General features: G+C 61.0%; 12 protein-coding genes. 11 read left to right on the top strand and 1 reads right to left on the bottom strand.

What is annotated here, in order from left to right:
• The first annotated feature begins 116 nt into the window (after positions 1 to 116).
• The 6 genes from F1542_RS01550 to F1542_RS01525 all read left to right on the top strand — a co-directional run bounded on the left by F1542_RS01550 (position 117) and on the right by F1542_RS01525 (position 12103).
• Positions 117 to 8711: a GH36-type glycosyl hydrolase domain-containing protein gene (locus F1542_RS01550; protein ID WP_193731468.1), complete on the top strand. Its 8595-nt coding sequence runs from the start codon at positions 117 to 119 to the stop codon at positions 8709 to 8711.
• Between the two features lie 190 nt (positions 8712 to 8901).
• Positions 8902 to 9147, top strand: a complete 246-nt coding sequence (locus F1542_RS01545; protein WP_193731467.1) for a hypothetical protein — start codon at positions 8902 to 8904, stop codon at positions 9145 to 9147.
• 296 nt (positions 9148 to 9443) lie between these two features.
• Positions 9444 to 9797, top strand: a complete 354-nt coding sequence (locus F1542_RS01540) for a hypothetical protein (protein WP_193731466.1) — start codon at positions 9444 to 9446, stop codon at positions 9795 to 9797.
• 287 nt (positions 9798 to 10084) lie between these two features.
• Positions 10085 to 10231 carry a hypothetical protein gene (locus F1542_RS01535; protein WP_193731465.1) on the top strand — a complete coding sequence of 49 codons (147 nt, stop codon included), beginning with the start codon at positions 10085 to 10087 and terminating at the stop codon, positions 10229 to 10231.
• Positions 10232 to 10645: 414 nt separating this feature from the next.
• A complete protein-coding gene (locus F1542_RS01530; RefSeq protein ID WP_193731464.1) occupies positions 10646 to 11323 on the top strand; it encodes a type 1 glutamine amidotransferase domain-containing protein in 678 nt (225 codons plus the stop codon).
• A 123-nt stretch (positions 11324 to 11446) separates the two neighbouring features.
• Positions 11447 to 12103 carry a hypothetical protein gene (locus F1542_RS01525; RefSeq protein WP_346011741.1) on the top strand — a complete coding sequence of 219 codons (657 nt, stop codon included), beginning with the start codon at positions 11447 to 11449 and terminating at the stop codon, positions 12101 to 12103.
• Between the two features lie 276 nt (positions 12104 to 12379).
• Here F1542_RS01525 and F1542_RS01520 read toward each other — a convergent pair whose 3' ends face one another.
• Positions 12380 to 12595: a hypothetical protein gene (locus tag F1542_RS01520; RefSeq protein WP_193731462.1), complete on the bottom strand. Its 216-nt coding sequence runs from the start codon at positions 12593 to 12595 to the stop codon at positions 12380 to 12382.
• Between the two features lie 628 nt (positions 12596 to 13223).
• On the opposite strand from F1542_RS01520, the gene F1542_RS01515 reads away from it, so the two are divergent.
• The 5 genes from F1542_RS01515 to F1542_RS01495 all read left to right on the top strand — a co-directional run bounded on the left by F1542_RS01515 (position 13224) and on the right by F1542_RS01495 (position 16725).
• The gene (locus F1542_RS01515) at positions 13224 to 13739 is read left to right on the top strand and encodes a peroxidase (protein WP_193731461.1); all 516 of its coding nucleotides are present in this window, start codon (positions 13224 to 13226) and stop codon (positions 13737 to 13739) included.
• 164 nt (positions 13740 to 13903) lie between these two features.
• A complete protein-coding gene (locus tag F1542_RS01510) occupies positions 13904 to 14545 on the top strand; it encodes an alpha/beta hydrolase (RefSeq protein ID WP_227672378.1) in 642 nt (213 codons plus the stop codon).
• 178 nt (positions 14546 to 14723) lie between these two features.
• A complete protein-coding gene (locus F1542_RS01505; protein WP_346011740.1) occupies positions 14724 to 14999 on the top strand; it encodes a hypothetical protein in 276 nt (91 codons plus the stop codon).
• Positions 14999 to 16471: a PepSY domain-containing protein gene (locus tag F1542_RS01500; protein ID WP_193731459.1), complete on the top strand. Its 1473-nt coding sequence runs from the start codon at positions 14999 to 15001 to the stop codon at positions 16469 to 16471. The genes F1542_RS01505 and F1542_RS01500 overlap by 1 nt, the downstream gene beginning before the upstream one ends.
• A complete protein-coding gene (locus F1542_RS01495; RefSeq protein ID WP_193731458.1) occupies positions 16468 to 16725 on the top strand; it encodes a hypothetical protein in 258 nt (85 codons plus the stop codon). The genes F1542_RS01500 and F1542_RS01495 overlap by 4 nt, the downstream gene beginning before the upstream one ends.
• Positions 16726 to 16896: the final 171 nt, after the last annotated feature.

The raw sequence follows: 16896 nt of genomic DNA, 5'->3' as shown, positions 1-16896 counted from the left end.
TGGCGCCACCGAGCATACTCCGCGGGCCCACGGCCCCCACGCCACGGCCAAGGAAAAGCCTTTTCCGGAAATGAACGCCAGCACCGGCAGCAGCCTGTCCACAGGCCTGAATGTGCATGAAACTGGAGCAGAATATGGACGGGACCACCACCTTCCCTCAGCCCGACCGTGCATTCTGGCCTACACGGCACCCATGGCTGGCACGCCTGCTGGGCCGTGTGCCCCCACCCACATGGGAAGACGACTTCGCCCCGCTGAAAAGCGAGATCTTTGGCATGGAACGGCTGGAAGCCCATGCCCGCAGCCTTGCCGCCGCCCAGACCATCACCCCCCACGGGCATGGCCGTGAGCACGGTCGGCCGCTGTCACGTCGACTGGCGGAAAACGGAGCCTTCCTGCGCGCCGCCGACATACGGATCGCACAGGATATCCAGAACGGAAAACAGCTTACCCCCGCGGCCCAATGGCTGGCGGACAATTACGCGCTGGTGGACATGCAGATACGCGAGACGGATCTTGACCTGCCTGCCGGTTATTACGCGCGCCTGCCCAAGCTGGCCAATGGCCCCTTTGCCGGGCTGCCCCGGGTCTTTGGCGTGACATGGGCGCTTATCGCCCATACCGACAGCAACCTGCAGCCTGAAATCCTGTATAATTACCTGCTGGCATACCAGAGTGTGACGCCCCTTACGATCGGGGAACTGTGGGCGGTCTCGATCACGCTGCGGATCGTGCTGATCGAAAACCTGCGCCGGGTTGTCGGTGCGATCATGGATAATAACGCCAGCAGGGGGGCAGCCGACCAGCTGGCCGACCAGCTTGACGCCTATCGCAAGGGCACGCCAGCAGCCATGTCCGGCTTTCTGGCCGCTGTTGACCCGCATATCCTCAACTGTGCGTTTACGGCACAGCTGGCCCACCGTTCCCGTGGGCTGGACCCTGAAAAGGATCCTGCCCTTGTCTGGCTGGAACAGCGTCTGGCGGACCGGGGCAGCACCATTGACAATGCGGTACGCGATGACCTGCATGAACAGGGAACCTTCAACGCCACCATACGCAACATCATCACCAGCCTGCGGCTGATCGCGGGCCTTGACTGGACCGAAGCATTCGGTCGCGTCTGCCTCATCGACCGACTTTTTGCCGAGTATGACAGCTTCACGCAGGCCGATTTCGCCAGCCGGGACCTGTACCGCAAGGCCATAGAGGATCTGGCCCGTGGCTGCAGCCTGACCGAAATGGCCATAGCCGGACAGGCGGTGGCCATGGCACGCACGGCACAGGCCACCGGTACGGATGACCCGCGCCGCGCCGACCCGGGCTATTACCTGCTCATGGCCGGGCGGCCCGCGCTGGAAGCCGCCATCCGTTTCCGGCCCACCATGGCGCGCCGGATGGTGCGGGGGTTCTGCGCATACGGAATTGCGGCCTACAGTATCGTGGTCACGCTGCTGAGCGTGCTGTTCATCGCCATTCCGCTGTGGCTAACATGGCAGACCGGCATGAATGCCGCGTGGCTGCTGCCCGCGCTGGCCTTCATACCGGTTTCGGAGGCAGCGGTCGCCTGCGTCAACCGCCTGGCGCTGGAGGCGGTGCATGCCACGACCCTGCCGGGCCTGGAATTCCGGCACGGTATCCCTGCACACCTGCGCACCATGGTGGTCGTGCCCGCGCTGCTGACGACGGAAAAAACCGTGGGTGAACTGCTGACGCGGCTGGAGGTCCATTATCTGACCGTGCGTGATGACGCGGTCCACTTCGCGCTGCTGACCGACTGGACCGACCATGACAGCGCCGATGCGCCTGATGACCAGCGCCTGCTGGCGCTGGCGCGCGCGGGTATGGAACGCCTCAACCAGAAATACGGGCACGGCCCGCACGGCATGCGCTTTTACCTGCTGCACCGCAGGCGCGTGTGGTGCGAAAGCGAAGGCGTCTGGATGGGGTGGGAACGCAAACGCGGCAAGCTGCATGAACTCAACCACCTGCTGCGCGGGGCTGTGGACACGACCTTCCTGCCCCCCGCCCATGCCCTGCCAGCGGATATACGCTATGTCATCACGCTGGACGCCGATACGCGCCTACCGCTGGAAACCGTGTGCCGCCTGATTGGCAAGATCGCCCATCCCCTCAACACACCCCGCTTCGATCCTGTATCGGGACGGGTGCATGAAGGCTACGCGATCCTGCAGCCACGGGTGACGCCGTCCTTGCCCGTGGGCCACCAGAGCACGCTGTTCCAGCGCATTTTCGCCAGCGCCAGCGGTATCGACGCCTATTCCGCCGCCGTGTCCGACCTGTATCAGGACATGTTTGGCGAAGGGTCGTACGCGGGCAAGGGCATATACGATATCGATGCCTTCGAGGCGGCATTGGCCCGGCGGGTGCCGGATTCCGCCATGCTCAGCCATGACCTGTTCGAAGGTATTTTCGCCCGTGCCGGTCTGGTGACGGATATCGAGGTGGTGGAGGAATTTCCCACCGACTACCTGGTCGCGGCCCAACGGCTGCACCGCTGGACACGGGGTGACTGGCAGTTGCTGCCATGGATCGTATCCAGCCTGCCGCCACGCAGCGTGCCCGTCCGTGCCCGGCTTTCGGGCATCGCGCGGTGGAAGATGCTGGACAACCTGCGCCGTACGCTGTGCATGCCACTGGCGCTGGCGACACTTGTGGTGGGGTGGCTGCTGCCGTTCCATGCCGCCGTGGCCTGGACCACATTCATCCTGCTGGCGCTGGCGCTGCCAGCATTCCTGCCGGTGCTGCCCGATATCGTGCCCCGGCGGGAATGGATCACGCTGCGCAGCTATCTCAGCGTAATCGGTGCGAAAAGCGCCGAGGCAGCGGTGATGACCTTCCTGACCATCACCTTCCTTGCCCATCAGGCCATCATCATGACGGATGCGATCGTCCGCACGCTGGTCCGCGTGCTCATCACGCGCCGCCACCTGCTGCAATGGGTGCCCGCCGCCCAGATCGCGGGCTTCATGAATTCGGGCCTTGGGGGATATTACGGGCGGATGGCCACCGCCCCCCTGCTGGGTGGGGGCTGCGTCATGGCCACGATCATCTGGGCGCCATGGAGCCTGTTCATGTCCGTGCCCATCGCGACACTGTGGGGGCTTTCCCCCGCCGTGGCGATGTGGGCCAGCCGCACGCCGGTCATTGCCGCGCGTTCGCGCCCTTCGCGCACCGATATCCGCATCCTGCGCATGACCGCGCGGCGGACATGGCGTTTCTTTGAAACCTTTACCACCCCTGCGGACCACATGCTGCCGCCGGACAATTTCCAGGAAGATCCCGCCCCCGTGCTGGCCCGGCGCACGTCGCCCACCAATATCGGCCTGTACCTGCTGTGCTGCGCCAGTGCGCGGGATTTCGGCTGGATCGGCCTGGCCGATACCGTGGCCCGGCTGGAAGCGACCTTCGCCACGCTGGAAACCATGGCGCGTTACCGGGGACATTTCTACAACTGGTATGCCACCGATGACCTGCGCCCGCTTGATCCGGTCTATATTTCCAGCGTCGATAGCGGCAATCTGGCCGGACACCTCATCGCGCTGTCCAGCGCATGCCAGCGTTGGCTGGAAAACGGTCCGGAAATCGATACATGGCGCGAGGGCATCACGGATGCGCTGAATATCGCCATTGCCGACCTGACCTTCCATAACGGCAGGCGTGTGGCCCATACGCCGGCACAACGGCAGTTGCTGCGGCTGCTGACGGGGCTGAAGAATGCCGTCCTGGCCGCTGGCGCCAGCCGGTCGGTGGCGGAACTGTCCGCCCTGCACCATCAGGCCAGCACGGTTCTGGATCACGTGGCGACGATGCCTGTACCATCATCGGGTCCAGAGGGGCAGGATGCCGCCGAACAGATGTTCTGGGCCACGGCCCCGATGCGCACGCTGGAAAGCCACCTGCGCGACCTTGATGCGGACCTGTACGCAACGCTGGGCGCGCGGCTGGACGCCGTGGCGCAGAAGGCGCGGCGCATGGCGCAGGACATGGATTTTGCCTTTCTGTGCAACCCGTCGCGCAAGCTGCTGTCCATCGGCTATCTTGTGGCGGAGGATACGCAGGACGCCAACTGCTACGACCTGCTGGCGTCCGAAGCGCGGCTGGCTGTGTTTTTCGCCATTGCCAAGGGCGACATGCCCGCCCATGACTGGTTCCGCCTTGGCCGGTCCATCACGCCGGTGGGCAGCGGGGCGGCGCTGGTTTCATGGTCGGGGTCGATGTTCGAGTACCTCATGCCCTCGCTGGTCATGCGCGCGCCCATGGGCAGCCTGCTGGAACAGACCAACCGGCTGATCGTGCAGCGCCAGATCGCCTACGGGCAGGACCGCGACATTCCGTGGGGCATATCGGAATCCGCGTATAACGCGCGCGATCTGGACTACACCTACCAGTATTCCAATTTCGGCATCCCCGGGCTGGGACTGAAACGGGGGCTGGGGCTGGAGACGGTGGTTGCCCCCTACGCCACCATGCTGGCCGCCATGATCGACCCGCAGAAAGCGGTGGCCAACCTGCATACACTGGAAAGAACCGGGGCGCTGGGGCGGTATGGCCTGTATGAAGCGCTGGATTACACGCCCGACCGCATTCCCGACAACCAGCGCGTCGCGGTCATCCGTGCCTACATGGCCCATCATCAGGGCATGTCCATCCTTGCGGTGGCCGATACGGTCATGAATGGCATCATGCGCGCGCGTTTCCATGATGACCCGGTCATTGCCGCGGCTGAACTGCTGCTGCAGGAACGCGCGCCCCGCACAGGCGCCGTTGCCCGTCCCCTGCCATCCGAGGACGATACCCATGCCCCCGCCCCGACCATGGCAACCCCTGCGGGGCGTTACGTGGACCGCGCCGACATGGGCGGCCCGGTCACGCACCTGCTGTCCAACGGACGTTACGCAGTCATGCTGACGGCGGCAGGATCGGGCTACAGCCGGTGGCAGGGACAGGCGATCACGCGCTGGCGCGAGGACGCAACGCGGGATGAATACGGCCAGTACCTGTATATCCGCAACCGCAGGACAGGCCGCCTGTGGTCCGCGGGGCTGCAGCCCACCGATAGCACGCCGGATGAATACGCCGTGGTCTTTCATGAAGACCGTGCCGAATTCGCCCGGCGTGACGGGACGGTCACCACCACGCTGGATGTACTGGTATCAGCCGAGGACGATGCGGAAGCGCGACAGGTCTCGGTCTTCAACGCAGGCGGCGAAACGCTGGATATCGACATCACGTCCTGTGCCGAACTGGCGCTGCTGGCGCAGAATGCCGATCTTGCCCATCCCGCCTTTACCAAGCTGTTCGTGCAGACTGAATATATTCCCCAGTCCCGCGCCCTGATCGCCACCCGCCGCAGGCGCACGGGCGACGAGCCGGAGATATGGGTCGCCCATCTGGCCCTGTGTGACAGTCCCATCGAGATCGAGACGGACCGCGCCCGCTTCATCGGCCGCAGGCATGACGCACGCCGTCCCGCCGCCATGACCACGCATGCCCCCCTGTCCGGCACGACCGGAACGGTACTTGATGCGCTCCTTGCCATCCGTGCGCGGGCATCCATCCGCCCCGGCGCCATGGCACGCATCACGTTCTGGACCATGGTCGCCCCAAGCCGCGCGGCCCTGCTGGACCTGATTGACACGCATCAGGACCATGCCGCGTTCGAACGCGCGCGCACGCTGGCATGGACACAGGCGCAGGTGCAGTTGCGTCATCTGGATGTTGTCCCCGCCATGGCGGATCTGTTCCAGCGACTGGCGGGGCATATCCTGTTCGCCACCCCCAGCCTGCGGGCTGCATCCGCACAGATCGCACGTGGGGCCGGCGCACAGCCGCTGTTGTGGGAACAGGGCATTTCGGGCGACCTGCCGATTGTCGTGCTGCGCGTGCGCGAAAATTCCGGCACGGATATCGTGCGTGCCCTGCTGCTGGCGCATGAATATTTCCGGCTCAAGCAACTGGCGGTGGATCTTGTCATCCTGAACGAGCACCCGTCGTCCTACCTGCAGGACCTCCAGGTCTCGCTTGACCAGCTTGTACGCACAGCCCCGCGCGCGCCGGGCGGCGCCGGTTCCGTGCGCGTGCTGCGCGCCGACCTGGTTACGCCGGCCGTGCGCCACCTGATCATATCGGTGGCCCGCGTGGTGCTGGATGCAGACCACACATTGTCCTCACAGCTTGACCAGCGGGAAAGGCCACGGGCGCGACAGTTCCTGCCTGCCCTGCCTGCCGTCCCGCCGTCGCCTGCCGCATTTGACGTGCCACCGGTGCCCGAACTGGAGCTGTTCAATGGCCATGGTGGCTTTGCCAAAACCGGACGGGAATACGTGATCGTGCTTGGCCCCGGCCAGACCACGCCCGCGCCATGGATCAACGTAATCACCAATGACACATTCGGCTTTCAGGTCTCGGCGGAAGGCAGCGGCTATACATGGTCGGGCAACAGCCGCGAACACCAGATCACCCCATGGTCGAACGATCCGGTCAGTGACCACGCAGGCGAAATTTTCTATTTCCGTGACGAGGACACCGGCACCCTGTGGTGCCCCACCGCCGCCACCCGGCGTGACGCCGCTGCCACCTACGTCACCCGCCACGGACGCGGTTATACGCGCCTGGACCGCGTGGCGCATGGGATCGCCAGTTGCCTGCTGCAGTACGTGCCGGTATCGGACCCGGTCAAGATCACGCGCATACAGTTGCATAACCAGTCAGACCAGCCGCGCAACCTGTCCGTCACCGCCTATGTGGAATGGGTGCTGGGGCCAGCGCGCAGCACGGCAGCCCCCTTTGTCATGACCGAACGTGACGGGGAAACTGGCGCCCTGTTCGCCCGCAACCGCTGGAACGCCGAATATGCGGACCGCGTCGCCTTTGCCGATATCGGCGGCTACCTGACCGCCTGCTCAGGGGACAGGGCTGCCTTCATCGGTCCCAACGGCAACATGGACCATCCCCTTGCCTTCACCCGTGCCGGTGGCGTGCAGGGGGCGACGGGAGCCGGGCTGGACCCGTGCGGCGTGGTGCAGACCATGGTGACCCTGCCACCGGGGGGACGGGCGGAAATCATGTTCCTGCTGGGTGAAGGCACGGATGTCGAGCATGCCCGCAGCCTGATCGGCCAGTACCGCACGACCAGTCCGGACCATGTGCTGGCAGCCGTAACACAGCACTGGGACACGGTAACGGGCTGCATACAGGTCCGGACCCCTGACCGCACGATGGATATCATGCTCAATGGCTGGCTGCTTTACCAGTCGCTGGCCAGCCGGGTGCAGGCACGGGCCGGGTTCTACCAGGCCAGCGGGGCCTATGGCTTCCGTGACCAGTTGCAGGACGGCATGGCGCTGACCCTGTCCTGTCCCGCCCGCGTGCGCGCGCACCTGCTGCGGGCCGCGTCCCGGCAGTTTGTCGAAGGGGACGTGCAGCACTGGTGGCTGCCCAATACGGGTGCTGGCGTGCGGACCCATATTTCCGATGACTGCGCGTGGCTGGCGCACACGGTTGCACATTATGTCACCACGACAGGTGACACGGGCGTGCTGGATGAGCGCATACCCTTCCTGCAGGCACCCGAACTGCCCATTACCGAGCATGACCGTTTCATGATCCCCGCGACATCCGACCAGAGCGGCACACTGTTTGAACATTGCGCCCGCGCGCTGGACCACAGCCTTGCGGTCGGCGCGCATGGCCTGCCGCTTATGGGCACGGGCGACTGGAATGACGGCATGAACCGCGTGGGAGAACGGGGCCGTGGCGAAAGCGTATGGCTGGGGTGGTTCCTGCATGACGCACTCATGACCTTCATCCCGCTGGCGCGCGCGCGGGGGGACGGGGCGCGGGTAAAGGCATGGCAGGACCACGCCAGCGCCCTTGCCACGGCGCTGGAAGCCGCATGGGATGGCGACTGGTACCTGCGCGCCTATTTTGATGACGGAACCCCGCTTGGTTCACACGTCAGCGCGGAATGCCAGATCGACGCGATTTCACAGTCATGGTCCGTGCTGTCGGGCGTCGCACTGCCCGAACGGGCGGAACATGCCATGCGATCGGCCATGGCGCGGCTTGTCCGGCCTGATGAGAAACTGGTCCTTGTCCTGACACCACCATTTGACGCGATTGGTCCCGATCCGGGCTATATCCGCAGCTACCCGCCCGGCATACGCGAAAATGGCGGCCAGTACACCCACGCCGCCCTGTGGACCACCATGGCCATGGCAGTACTGGGCGATGGCGATCGCGCCCACAGCCTGTTCCATATGCTGAACCCGATCAACCACACAGGCAAACCCGAAGATGTGGCCCGTTACAGGCTGGAACCCTATGTGGTCGCGGCCGACATCTATTCACGCCCACCCCATGTGGGCCGGGGTGGATGGTCGTGGTACACCGGATCGGCCGGATGGATGCAGCGCGTGGGAACCGAAACCATACTCGGCCTGCGTATCCATGGCACGCAGTTGCTGGTCACCCCATGCATCCCCCATGAATGGCCTGGATTCACGGCAACGGTGCGCTGGCGCACGGCAATCTATCACATTACCGTAAACAATCCTGACCATGTCTGCCGTGGCATAAACCATGTCACATGCGACGGTACCCCCCTGCCCGCGACCGGCACGATTGACATGGTGGATGATGGGCAGTCCCATGATGTGACAGTCACGCTAGGCCCGCAGACCGTCACATGAATGCATGCCATCGCCCGTTGCCTGTCCACATCCGCCAGATATTCATTCGTGAAAGGATGGGAAGAAAAACCGAAAAACCATTCAACAGGCCATCCGTTAACCGGACACGGGGGCACCTGAACCATCCTGTCATTCCCATGAACCGGACAGGAATACACAGGCGGCCCCAATTCCGTAATGGAGAACGATCATGTCCCGTGAACCGCATGTTCATGCACAACGCCCTTATCCCCTGCATGCACCCGAAGGCCATGCCACCCACACCCCGGATGGCAAGACCACCAGCACCGGCCAGCCCCGCGCGGGCGAGGACGAACCGGAATCCACCCGCGACAATGATGAGCGGGTCGAGGCCACCAGCCACAAGGGCAGACATCAGGATCAGGCCGGCTGTGACGAACACGCCAACGATCACACACCAGCGAAAGACCAATAGCACACAACGCAAACGGCCTTTTCCCGGTCAGCTGTCATCTTGCCATGCCTGTCATGTTGCATGGCTGCGGACAGATGCACCGGATATGGGAAAAACCCGCGTCATCGGGACCTGATAGCATGCGGAAAATCCGTTGCATCAGCGCATGTATTCGTATCCCGCCGCATGGTTGATTTCTTTATCAACTTCACCTGTATGGCTGGTATTCGCCCAGTCTTTGCAAACAGGATGCAACCTTTCGATCCATGAATGCTTTTGTGGTCAGTCCATCTTCATGAATGAAAGAATACGATACCATGGCAAACACAATGCGTTCTGCCCTGCTGGCGACAATCATGGCCAGTATGCCGGTCATGACCCCAGTCATGGCCATGGCACAGACCGATATGGAAACCGTCCCGGCGCCAACGGCCGGTTCCGCCGCATCGGAAGTCGGCAAGAACCCGCCTTCCGCCACATCACGCAACGGCCAGCGGGTGGAACCGTCGGACAAGTTATGGAACAACCCGCGCACCGTGCAGGAACAGCCCGGCACGCAACCGCCGACCAATGATGAAACAACACACCACAAGCGCATGCGCGACAGTTACGGCCGCAGCAGCCATGGCGGAAACAAGACCCCTTCGCCCGCAGATAGTAGTGAACAGTAAAACATTACTGAAAATACGCCCGGTCCGACCGGCAGGGAAACAGGCGACGCAGGCCGGGTTTCCCATACGCAAGTCAGATGAGAACGGTCATGTTTACATCTTTTCCCCATACCTGCGGCCAGCCACCGCTGCCACCGCCCGGTCCATCCCACCCACGCGACTATCCCCCGCCGGGACCGCGGGACCCGCTTCCATTTGACACACCGGACCGGCCGCCGCCCCCGCTTAACAACAACGCCCGTTACCGGTTGGCGGACGGGCGTTCATACCCGCAAGGAGCCACGGCCATGCAGGACAAACCAGATCCCGACAAGGTAAAACCGCAGACCCCGGCCGAAAAACAGGAAGACGAAGGCCGCGACGAAGCGCTGGATGAAAGCTTTCCTGCAAGTGACCCCCCCTCACAGGGGCGCACGACGGGGCCAGACAAATAAGTCCTTTGTCCGGGCCACGAAATTCATATGTCATGTTCATCCATACAGCCGGGGCGGGATGTATTTTCAGAAATGAATACATCCCGCCCTGTTTTTTATAAACAGAAGACGGTCGGACAGTTCAGCGCGGTGCAGATCCCTGCGACCATAAAGAAGTTTTTTGGTGAAGCTTTTCCCCAAAAGCTTCGAAGAACACTGCCTTTTTGAAAAAAGGCAGCATACAAAAACTTTTTATTTTTTATCAATGAGTTATTTCCCAACAGCCTTTGGGGCAGAAATGCCTGCTTCTTCATTACAGGCATATTCAGGGGGAACATCCATCCGGACCGGTCGTTATGACGCCAGCAGGTTGCGTGCGGGACAGCAGCAGAAAACGCGCGCCCCGCAACCTTTTACAGCTGACGGAGAACGATCATGGTCAACCATGTGTTCAATACGGTCCGCACACCAGACAATATGGCAGCAGTGCCGGACACCACGCCGCCCGATGGGAAAATGCAACCCTATATCGCAACACAGGGTACGCCCCGTAACGGTCGGCTGGCGGGTCGGACCATTGCCATCCTTGCTACCAACGGGGTGGAGGAAGTGGAACTGACCGAACCGGTTGCGGCATTGCGGCAGGCCGGGGCGCAGACTGTCCTTGTCTCCCCCACCCATGGTTCGATCCAGGCCATGGAGGCGGATGTTCACCCCACCCATCGCTATCCGGTTGACCTGCTGGTAGCACAGGCCCATGCGCGCAATTTTGATGGGCTGGTACTGCCCGGTGGCACCACCAGTCCCGATCACCTGCGCATGGATGACGACGCCGTGCGGTTCGTGCGCGAATTCGTCCAGGCTGACAAACCGATCGCCGCCATCTGCCACGGGCCATGGACGCTGATCAATGCCAACGGGGTACGGGGGCACCGGATCACGTCATGGCCCTCCCTGCGTGCGGACCTGACCAATGCGGGCGCGCATTGGGTGGATGAGGAAGTGGTCACCGACGGCGCACTGGTTACATCACGCAATCCCCATGACCTGAAAGCCTTCTGTCCAGCCATTGTCGCGCTTTTCGCGGCGGCCCCCCATCACGCCCCGCAATAGGATGGAAGGGGCAAGGATATGATGGAAAACCGCACTTTTTTAAGATATTACGCGTCTACCATGCTTTGTGCCGGGGCAGTGACGCTGGGGGCCGGATTCATTGCATGGTGGCGCGGGCGCAGGGTGAATGAACCTGCTGCCGCAGACCCGCCAGCCACCATGCAGGCAAAAAGACCGATCGAAGACGAACCGGTGGAAACCGATACCACACGTCACGTCGCGCGCCGGGTCATACAGTATTTTGTCATACCCGTCTGGCTGGCATCGGGCCTGACGGACTGGTGGTGTCACCGCCGGACGGATATCGAACACACTACGGGGCTGAAGGAAACCGGCATTCATCTGCTTATGCTGGGGGAAGCAGCATTTCCGGTTCTGGCCGGGCTGTTTCTGGAAATTGATGCGCCGGTCCTGTCGTTCATGATCGCATCATTCTTCGTGCATGAAGCGACAGCCATGTGGGATGTCAGCTATGCCGTGACCCGTCGGGAAGTCCAGCCGATGGAACAGCATGTCCACAGCTTCCTTGAGATGGTGCCGCTGCTGGCCGTCGCCCTGATCGCTGTCCTGCACTGGCCGCAGGTACAGGCGCTGCTGGGCCGCAAGGTCATCCAGTCAAAACCGCTGCGGATGAAGCGCGTGCCGCTGGGACTGCCCTATGCACTGGGCGCGCTGGGCATGATGGCCGTGTTCGAAGTCCTGCCCTATTGCGAGGAAGCCCTGCGTGACTGGAAGGCCAATCCCGGTCGGCTGATGCCTCCCGCGGGCCAGCCAGCCTGATCCGTACTGAATGGTCATAATCCTGCATGGACAACAGATAACCACAGCCCGGACGGGTTTTTCCGTCCGGGCTGTGGCACGTCTGTTTTTCATGCACCTGCCTGTGGAATAGCCTGAAAATTGTAAAAAGTATTCTGGTAATATTTTTTAAATAATATAGGAATATCGTATTTTTGAAAAAATTGTTATACAAAAAATTTTATTATTTATAAAAATTCATCCAAAATAATCTTTATCATTCCCCTCCACCCTTCAACCATTAATATATGGCCGCGGCTATTTAGCCCTCGCAGTCATGCGCGCGTCTGCATGCGCCCGGCGATAAAGCCGCGCGACCTGCAGGGCCACGTCATCATGTCCCTTCAGGGTATGGTTATGGAACGCCCGCACGCTGTCATGCGTGGCGTAAAAGCGGCGTGTCTGGCGATCCGCTTCAAGGATGACGGTACCAAGAAAAGTACCGTCGATTTCGATGATACGTGATTCAAGCATTGAAAAGACTGCCCTTGCATGTCCGCGATGGAATGCGGACGGTTGCCGGCAGAATTTCCGCCGGCTGTTTTATGGAATGGCCACCCGCGCAATGGGGACGGCAGCAATGGTGCGACATCGATCGGTTCTACACATTCGCATGGCTGGCTGGATCATCGATCATCATCCCGCGTGATTATTGACCTGTATGGCGTTTCAACAGGGATCATACACATCGGGTGATATACGTCAACACATAATGACATATATATAGTGGAATAATTTATATATCATAATATGATGCATTTTATGTGTCATTAATAAATTATTACATTTTAACAGTATGTTATATAAATTCTTTATCTATTCTCACGCATTGGCCAATGTGCCCGCGCATGGCCGCACATCCTGTCCACGCGATCAGAAACCAGGAAACGCCCGTTCATAATATCATAATTTTTTGTTATATTTTTATATGACAATTTTCATATGCACATTTCGTTTGATGTGTTTATATAATTCACATATCAAACAGGATAACTGATTCCCTGAACGTGGATCGAAAAAAGACCGGCCAGCCGGATCTCACGAAACGATCCCACGCACCGTTTGCCGCCCACCCGCTTCTGCCCATCCAAGGAGACAGGCAATGGCCATTTCACCCGGCTGGAAAGCCCCGGATTTCACGACCGAGACCACCATGGGCCCGATCCGTTTCCATGCATGGGGCCATGGGTGCTGGCGCATTGTCCTGACCCATCCGGCGGATTACGGCACGCAAAGCCTGCGGGCCGGGATACGGTGGGCGCGCACCTGCCCACAACCCGTGCGCCTGCTGGGTCTTTCACCACTACGTTCCCCGCGTCTTGCGGATATGCTGCCCCATCCTTCCGCCATCACGCTGCCAGCGACGGCGGATTTCCCGGTCATTCATGATGAATCAGGCCACATTGCCAGTCTGTGGCGCGGTGTTGCAGTGGATGTCGGGCCAGAAAACCCGGCACTGGAGGAACATGCCGTGTTCATTATTGATCCCGATAATACGGTTCGCAGCACCCTGCTCCATTCTCCAGCGACAGAGCAGGATTTTACTACGGTCATACACGTAGCACGCGGGTTTGGTATTGGCTGCGCGCCACGCAGACACATTCCCCGCGCGGCATAGATAAAGACCGAACGGGGTCTGGTGGGCACACGCATCCGGGCAATGCGTGACAGCCAGCAGACCATCATTTCCGACGTTTCCACAATTCACTGATCATCCTGCCGAAAGTGACGAAGATGTCCCTGCCTCTTTCCACACATCCGGACCCGATGCCCAGGGCAGTCATGCCACTACACGCCCCCGACCACGGGACAACCGTGGAAAATGCGCTGGTACAGGCCCTTGCCGGGTTTTCCATTGTCATCGTACCTGGCCTAGATGGATCGGGGCCACGTCACTGGCAGTCACGTTGGGAACTGTTTTTACGCCCGCGCGGGATTACGGTGCATCGTGTCCGGCAGGTTGACTGGGCACGTCCGACCTATGCGGACTGGAAATCGCAACTGCAACAGACCTTACGCGCCTGCCACCAGCCTGTCATTCTGGTGGCCCATAGTCTGGGCGCCGTACTAAGCGTGCGCATGGCGCGTGAACACGCTCTGGATGGCGTCGCCGGGGCCTTTCTGGTCGCACCGGCGGATATTGACCACCATCACGGCCCCGATTCAGGACGGGTGGCCAGTTTTGGACCGCTGCCAGCAACACCGCTGCCGTTTCCTACCATGCTCATGGCCAGTCAGGATGATGAATGGCTGTCAATGTCCCGCGCCCGTCACCTTGCCACGCAGTGGCAGGCAACGCTGGTCAATGCGGGTACGGTAGGTCATATCGGCAATCATGCCCATCTTGGTCTGTGGCCCGATGGCATGAAGGCGCTGGATGGTCTGGCCCGTTCCCTTGTCATACACACCACGCCTCCACTGTAGATGGCGGCGCACGGATAAAAACCTGAAACGGTCAGTCCATACCCATGCATGGCCGTGGGGAGAACGCACCTTAAAATAAAATGCTTCGGGTCCCTTCGCATGGGCGGTGCTTTCATGGCATAGACATGATGCAAATGCGTCGCATTTATGTGTCAGACCATCAGGCAAAGGGGACGTCGTGACCACAGACAGGACAGAAAGCCGGACACGCCTGACACGCAACCGGGTGACAGGTATCATGATGGCCTGTCTGGTTTCGTATCCTGTTGCCCATTTCGTAATGATGGACATTGCGGGCATGCCGGGCGGCAATGCCATGGTCCAGTTGGGCCAGATCATTGCGCTTGCCTGCCTGCCGGTGCTGATCGTGCTGTGTTTCAGCGCATATGCGGCCCTGCCGGGCGTGTGTATTGCCGGATGTGTCGCGATCATTGTCGGACTGCTGGTTTCCTGATGCGTGAAACCCTGCGTACCCGCATGGGGTGGTTACATGGCTGGGCAGGTTTTCTGGTCGGGTTGCTGGCCGTATGCATTTTCATGACGGGCACCCTGTCGGTGTTCGATACGGAAATCACGCGATGGATGCAGCCTGAAAACCAGGTACCGGCCAATGCCCCCCTGACCGGGACCGCCCTGAATGCCGCATCCAGCCTGATCCATGAACAGCAGGTTCATGGAGCATCGGTTTTCCTGACCCTTCCCTCCGCCCGGTCACCAACCATTGATGTGCTGCATTATGATGGACGACAGTTTGTCGGCACGCTGCTTGATCCCCGCACCGGCACGCCCGTCCCGGTCCGTGCCACGATGGGGGGGACTTTTTTCTTCAGTTTCCACTATACCCTGCTGGAAGGGACGACAGGCACCCGTATCGTCAATATTGTCGGCGTTATCCTGCTTGTCGCCATCGGGTCTGGGATTGTCATTCATATCCGTGCGCTTGTTCCCGATATCATAAGGTTGCGCCTGTCCGCCGCGCGCCTGCGCGGGTGGCTGGATGCCCACCTGCTGGTCGGCGTACTGTTCCTGCCCTTCACCATCATGATCATCTACACCGGCGTACTGGTCAATGTGGGCCTGATCCTGCCTGCCACACCGCTGACAGACCTGTTTGTTCATGAAAAGCCGCAAACAATACCCGCATCGGACACCAGGGCCGCGCCGGATATTCCGCTCCCCCTGCCACCGCTTGCCCCGCTTCTGGCAACAGCACGCAACAGCCTGCAGGGACGTGATGCGGGCTTCATCCTGTTTTCCCCTGATCACCTGAGCATATATGCCAGTGATGCCTCCGGCCCTTTCCTGACCCGTGACCATGTCGATTTTCATCTGCCGGATGGTCACCTGCTGGGCACCACGACAACGCCGGGCCACATCGCCCACACCATGCAGGTCATGCATGGCCTGCATTATGCGCGTTTTGCCTGTCTGGACCTGCGCTGGCTGTATTTTGTATCGGGCCTGTGCGCCACGGCCATGATCGCCAGCGGACTTGTGCTGTTCCTGATGAAACGGCGCAGCAGATCAGGACACCGGATCGGTTTTCGTGTGGGGGAAAGCCTGACCATCACCACCCTGACCGGCCTGCCTGTCAGCATACTGGCGTTCCTATGGTGCAACCGTCTGCTACCGGCCAGCATGGTGGGCCGGGACCGTATGGAAGTCGCCTGTTTTCTGGGCATATGGATCCTGTGCACCGGACATGCCAGCCTGTGCGCATCAGGCAGATGCATGAACAGGGCATGGGGACCACAGTTGCGCCTGATCGCGTTACTGGGGGGCGGCCTGCCCGTGCTTGATATCCTGGCCTGCCCACGGGCCGTGTATAACCTGCCGGCCATTCATGCCGCGATAGATGGCACGGGACTGCTGGCGGCGGTTATTGCCCTGTCTGTCCGTCGCAGGCTGGAAGGCGACGGAAAATGATTTTTTTCGCCACCTTTCTGCTCTGGCTTCTGGCATTTTCATGCCATGCACGGTTGCACCCGTACCGCTACGGCTTCACCATGCTTGCCATACGTGAACAACGCATGGCGATCACTGGCCGAATTGCATTCCCGACCATCGCACTGGCACTGGCGACCCGGATGGATGGGGTGACGGGTGTACTCATATGGTTCGCCAGCCTGTCCATCGCAGGGTTGTGCATAGCCCTGTGGCTGGCGTCACGCCGTAAGTGAAGCACGCAGGAATGGCTTTACCAGCCACCCCACCCCCATCCACCCACGAACCCGCCATAGGGATAACCATAGTAGCCGGGATACACGGGGTAACCATAACCGTCATATACATATGGCGGCGGACCACCATACCATCCCGGGCCGCCGCCCCAGCCACCGGGACCACGATCC

This window comes from Komagataeibacter sp. FXV3 (genome assembly GCF_015155755.1).
Classification (GTDB): Bacteria; Pseudomonadota; Alphaproteobacteria; order Acetobacterales; family Acetobacteraceae; genus Komagataeibacter.
This window is presented reverse-complemented; position numbering and strand designations above follow the sequence as displayed.

What these genes read in the sequence shown, in the direction of transcription:
- F1542_RS01535 (WP_193731465.1), top strand. Translation starts at nt 10,085, where the DNA reads ATGCAGGACAAACCAGATCCCGACAAGGTAAAACCGCAGACCCCGGCC.
- F1542_RS01515 (WP_193731461.1), top strand. Translation starts at nt 13,224, where the DNA reads ATGGCCATTTCACCCGGCTGGAAAGCCCCGGATTTCACGACCGAGACC.
- F1542_RS01545 (WP_193731467.1), top strand. Translation starts at nt 8,902, where the DNA reads ATGTCCCGTGAACCGCATGTTCATGCACAACGCCCTTATCCCCTGCAT.
- F1542_RS01510 (WP_227672378.1), top strand. Translation starts at nt 13,904, where the DNA reads ATGCCACTACACGCCCCCGACCACGGGACAACCGTGGAAAATGCGCTG.
- F1542_RS01500 (WP_193731459.1), top strand. Translation starts at nt 14,999, where the DNA reads ATGCGTGAAACCCTGCGTACCCGCATGGGGTGGTTACATGGCTGGGCA.
- F1542_RS01520 (WP_193731462.1), bottom strand. Translation starts at nt 12,595, where the DNA reads ATGCTTGAATCACGTATCATCGAAATCGACGGTACTTTTCTTGGTACC.
- F1542_RS01550 (WP_193731468.1), top strand. Translation starts at nt 117, where the DNA reads ATGAAACTGGAGCAGAATATGGACGGGACCACCACCTTCCCTCAGCCC.
- F1542_RS01495 (WP_193731458.1), top strand. Translation starts at nt 16,468, where the DNA reads ATGATTTTTTTCGCCACCTTTCTGCTCTGGCTTCTGGCATTTTCATGC.
- F1542_RS01540 (WP_193731466.1), top strand. Translation starts at nt 9,444, where the DNA reads ATGGCAAACACAATGCGTTCTGCCCTGCTGGCGACAATCATGGCCAGT.
- F1542_RS01530 (WP_193731464.1), top strand. Translation starts at nt 10,646, where the DNA reads ATGGTCAACCATGTGTTCAATACGGTCCGCACACCAGACAATATGGCA.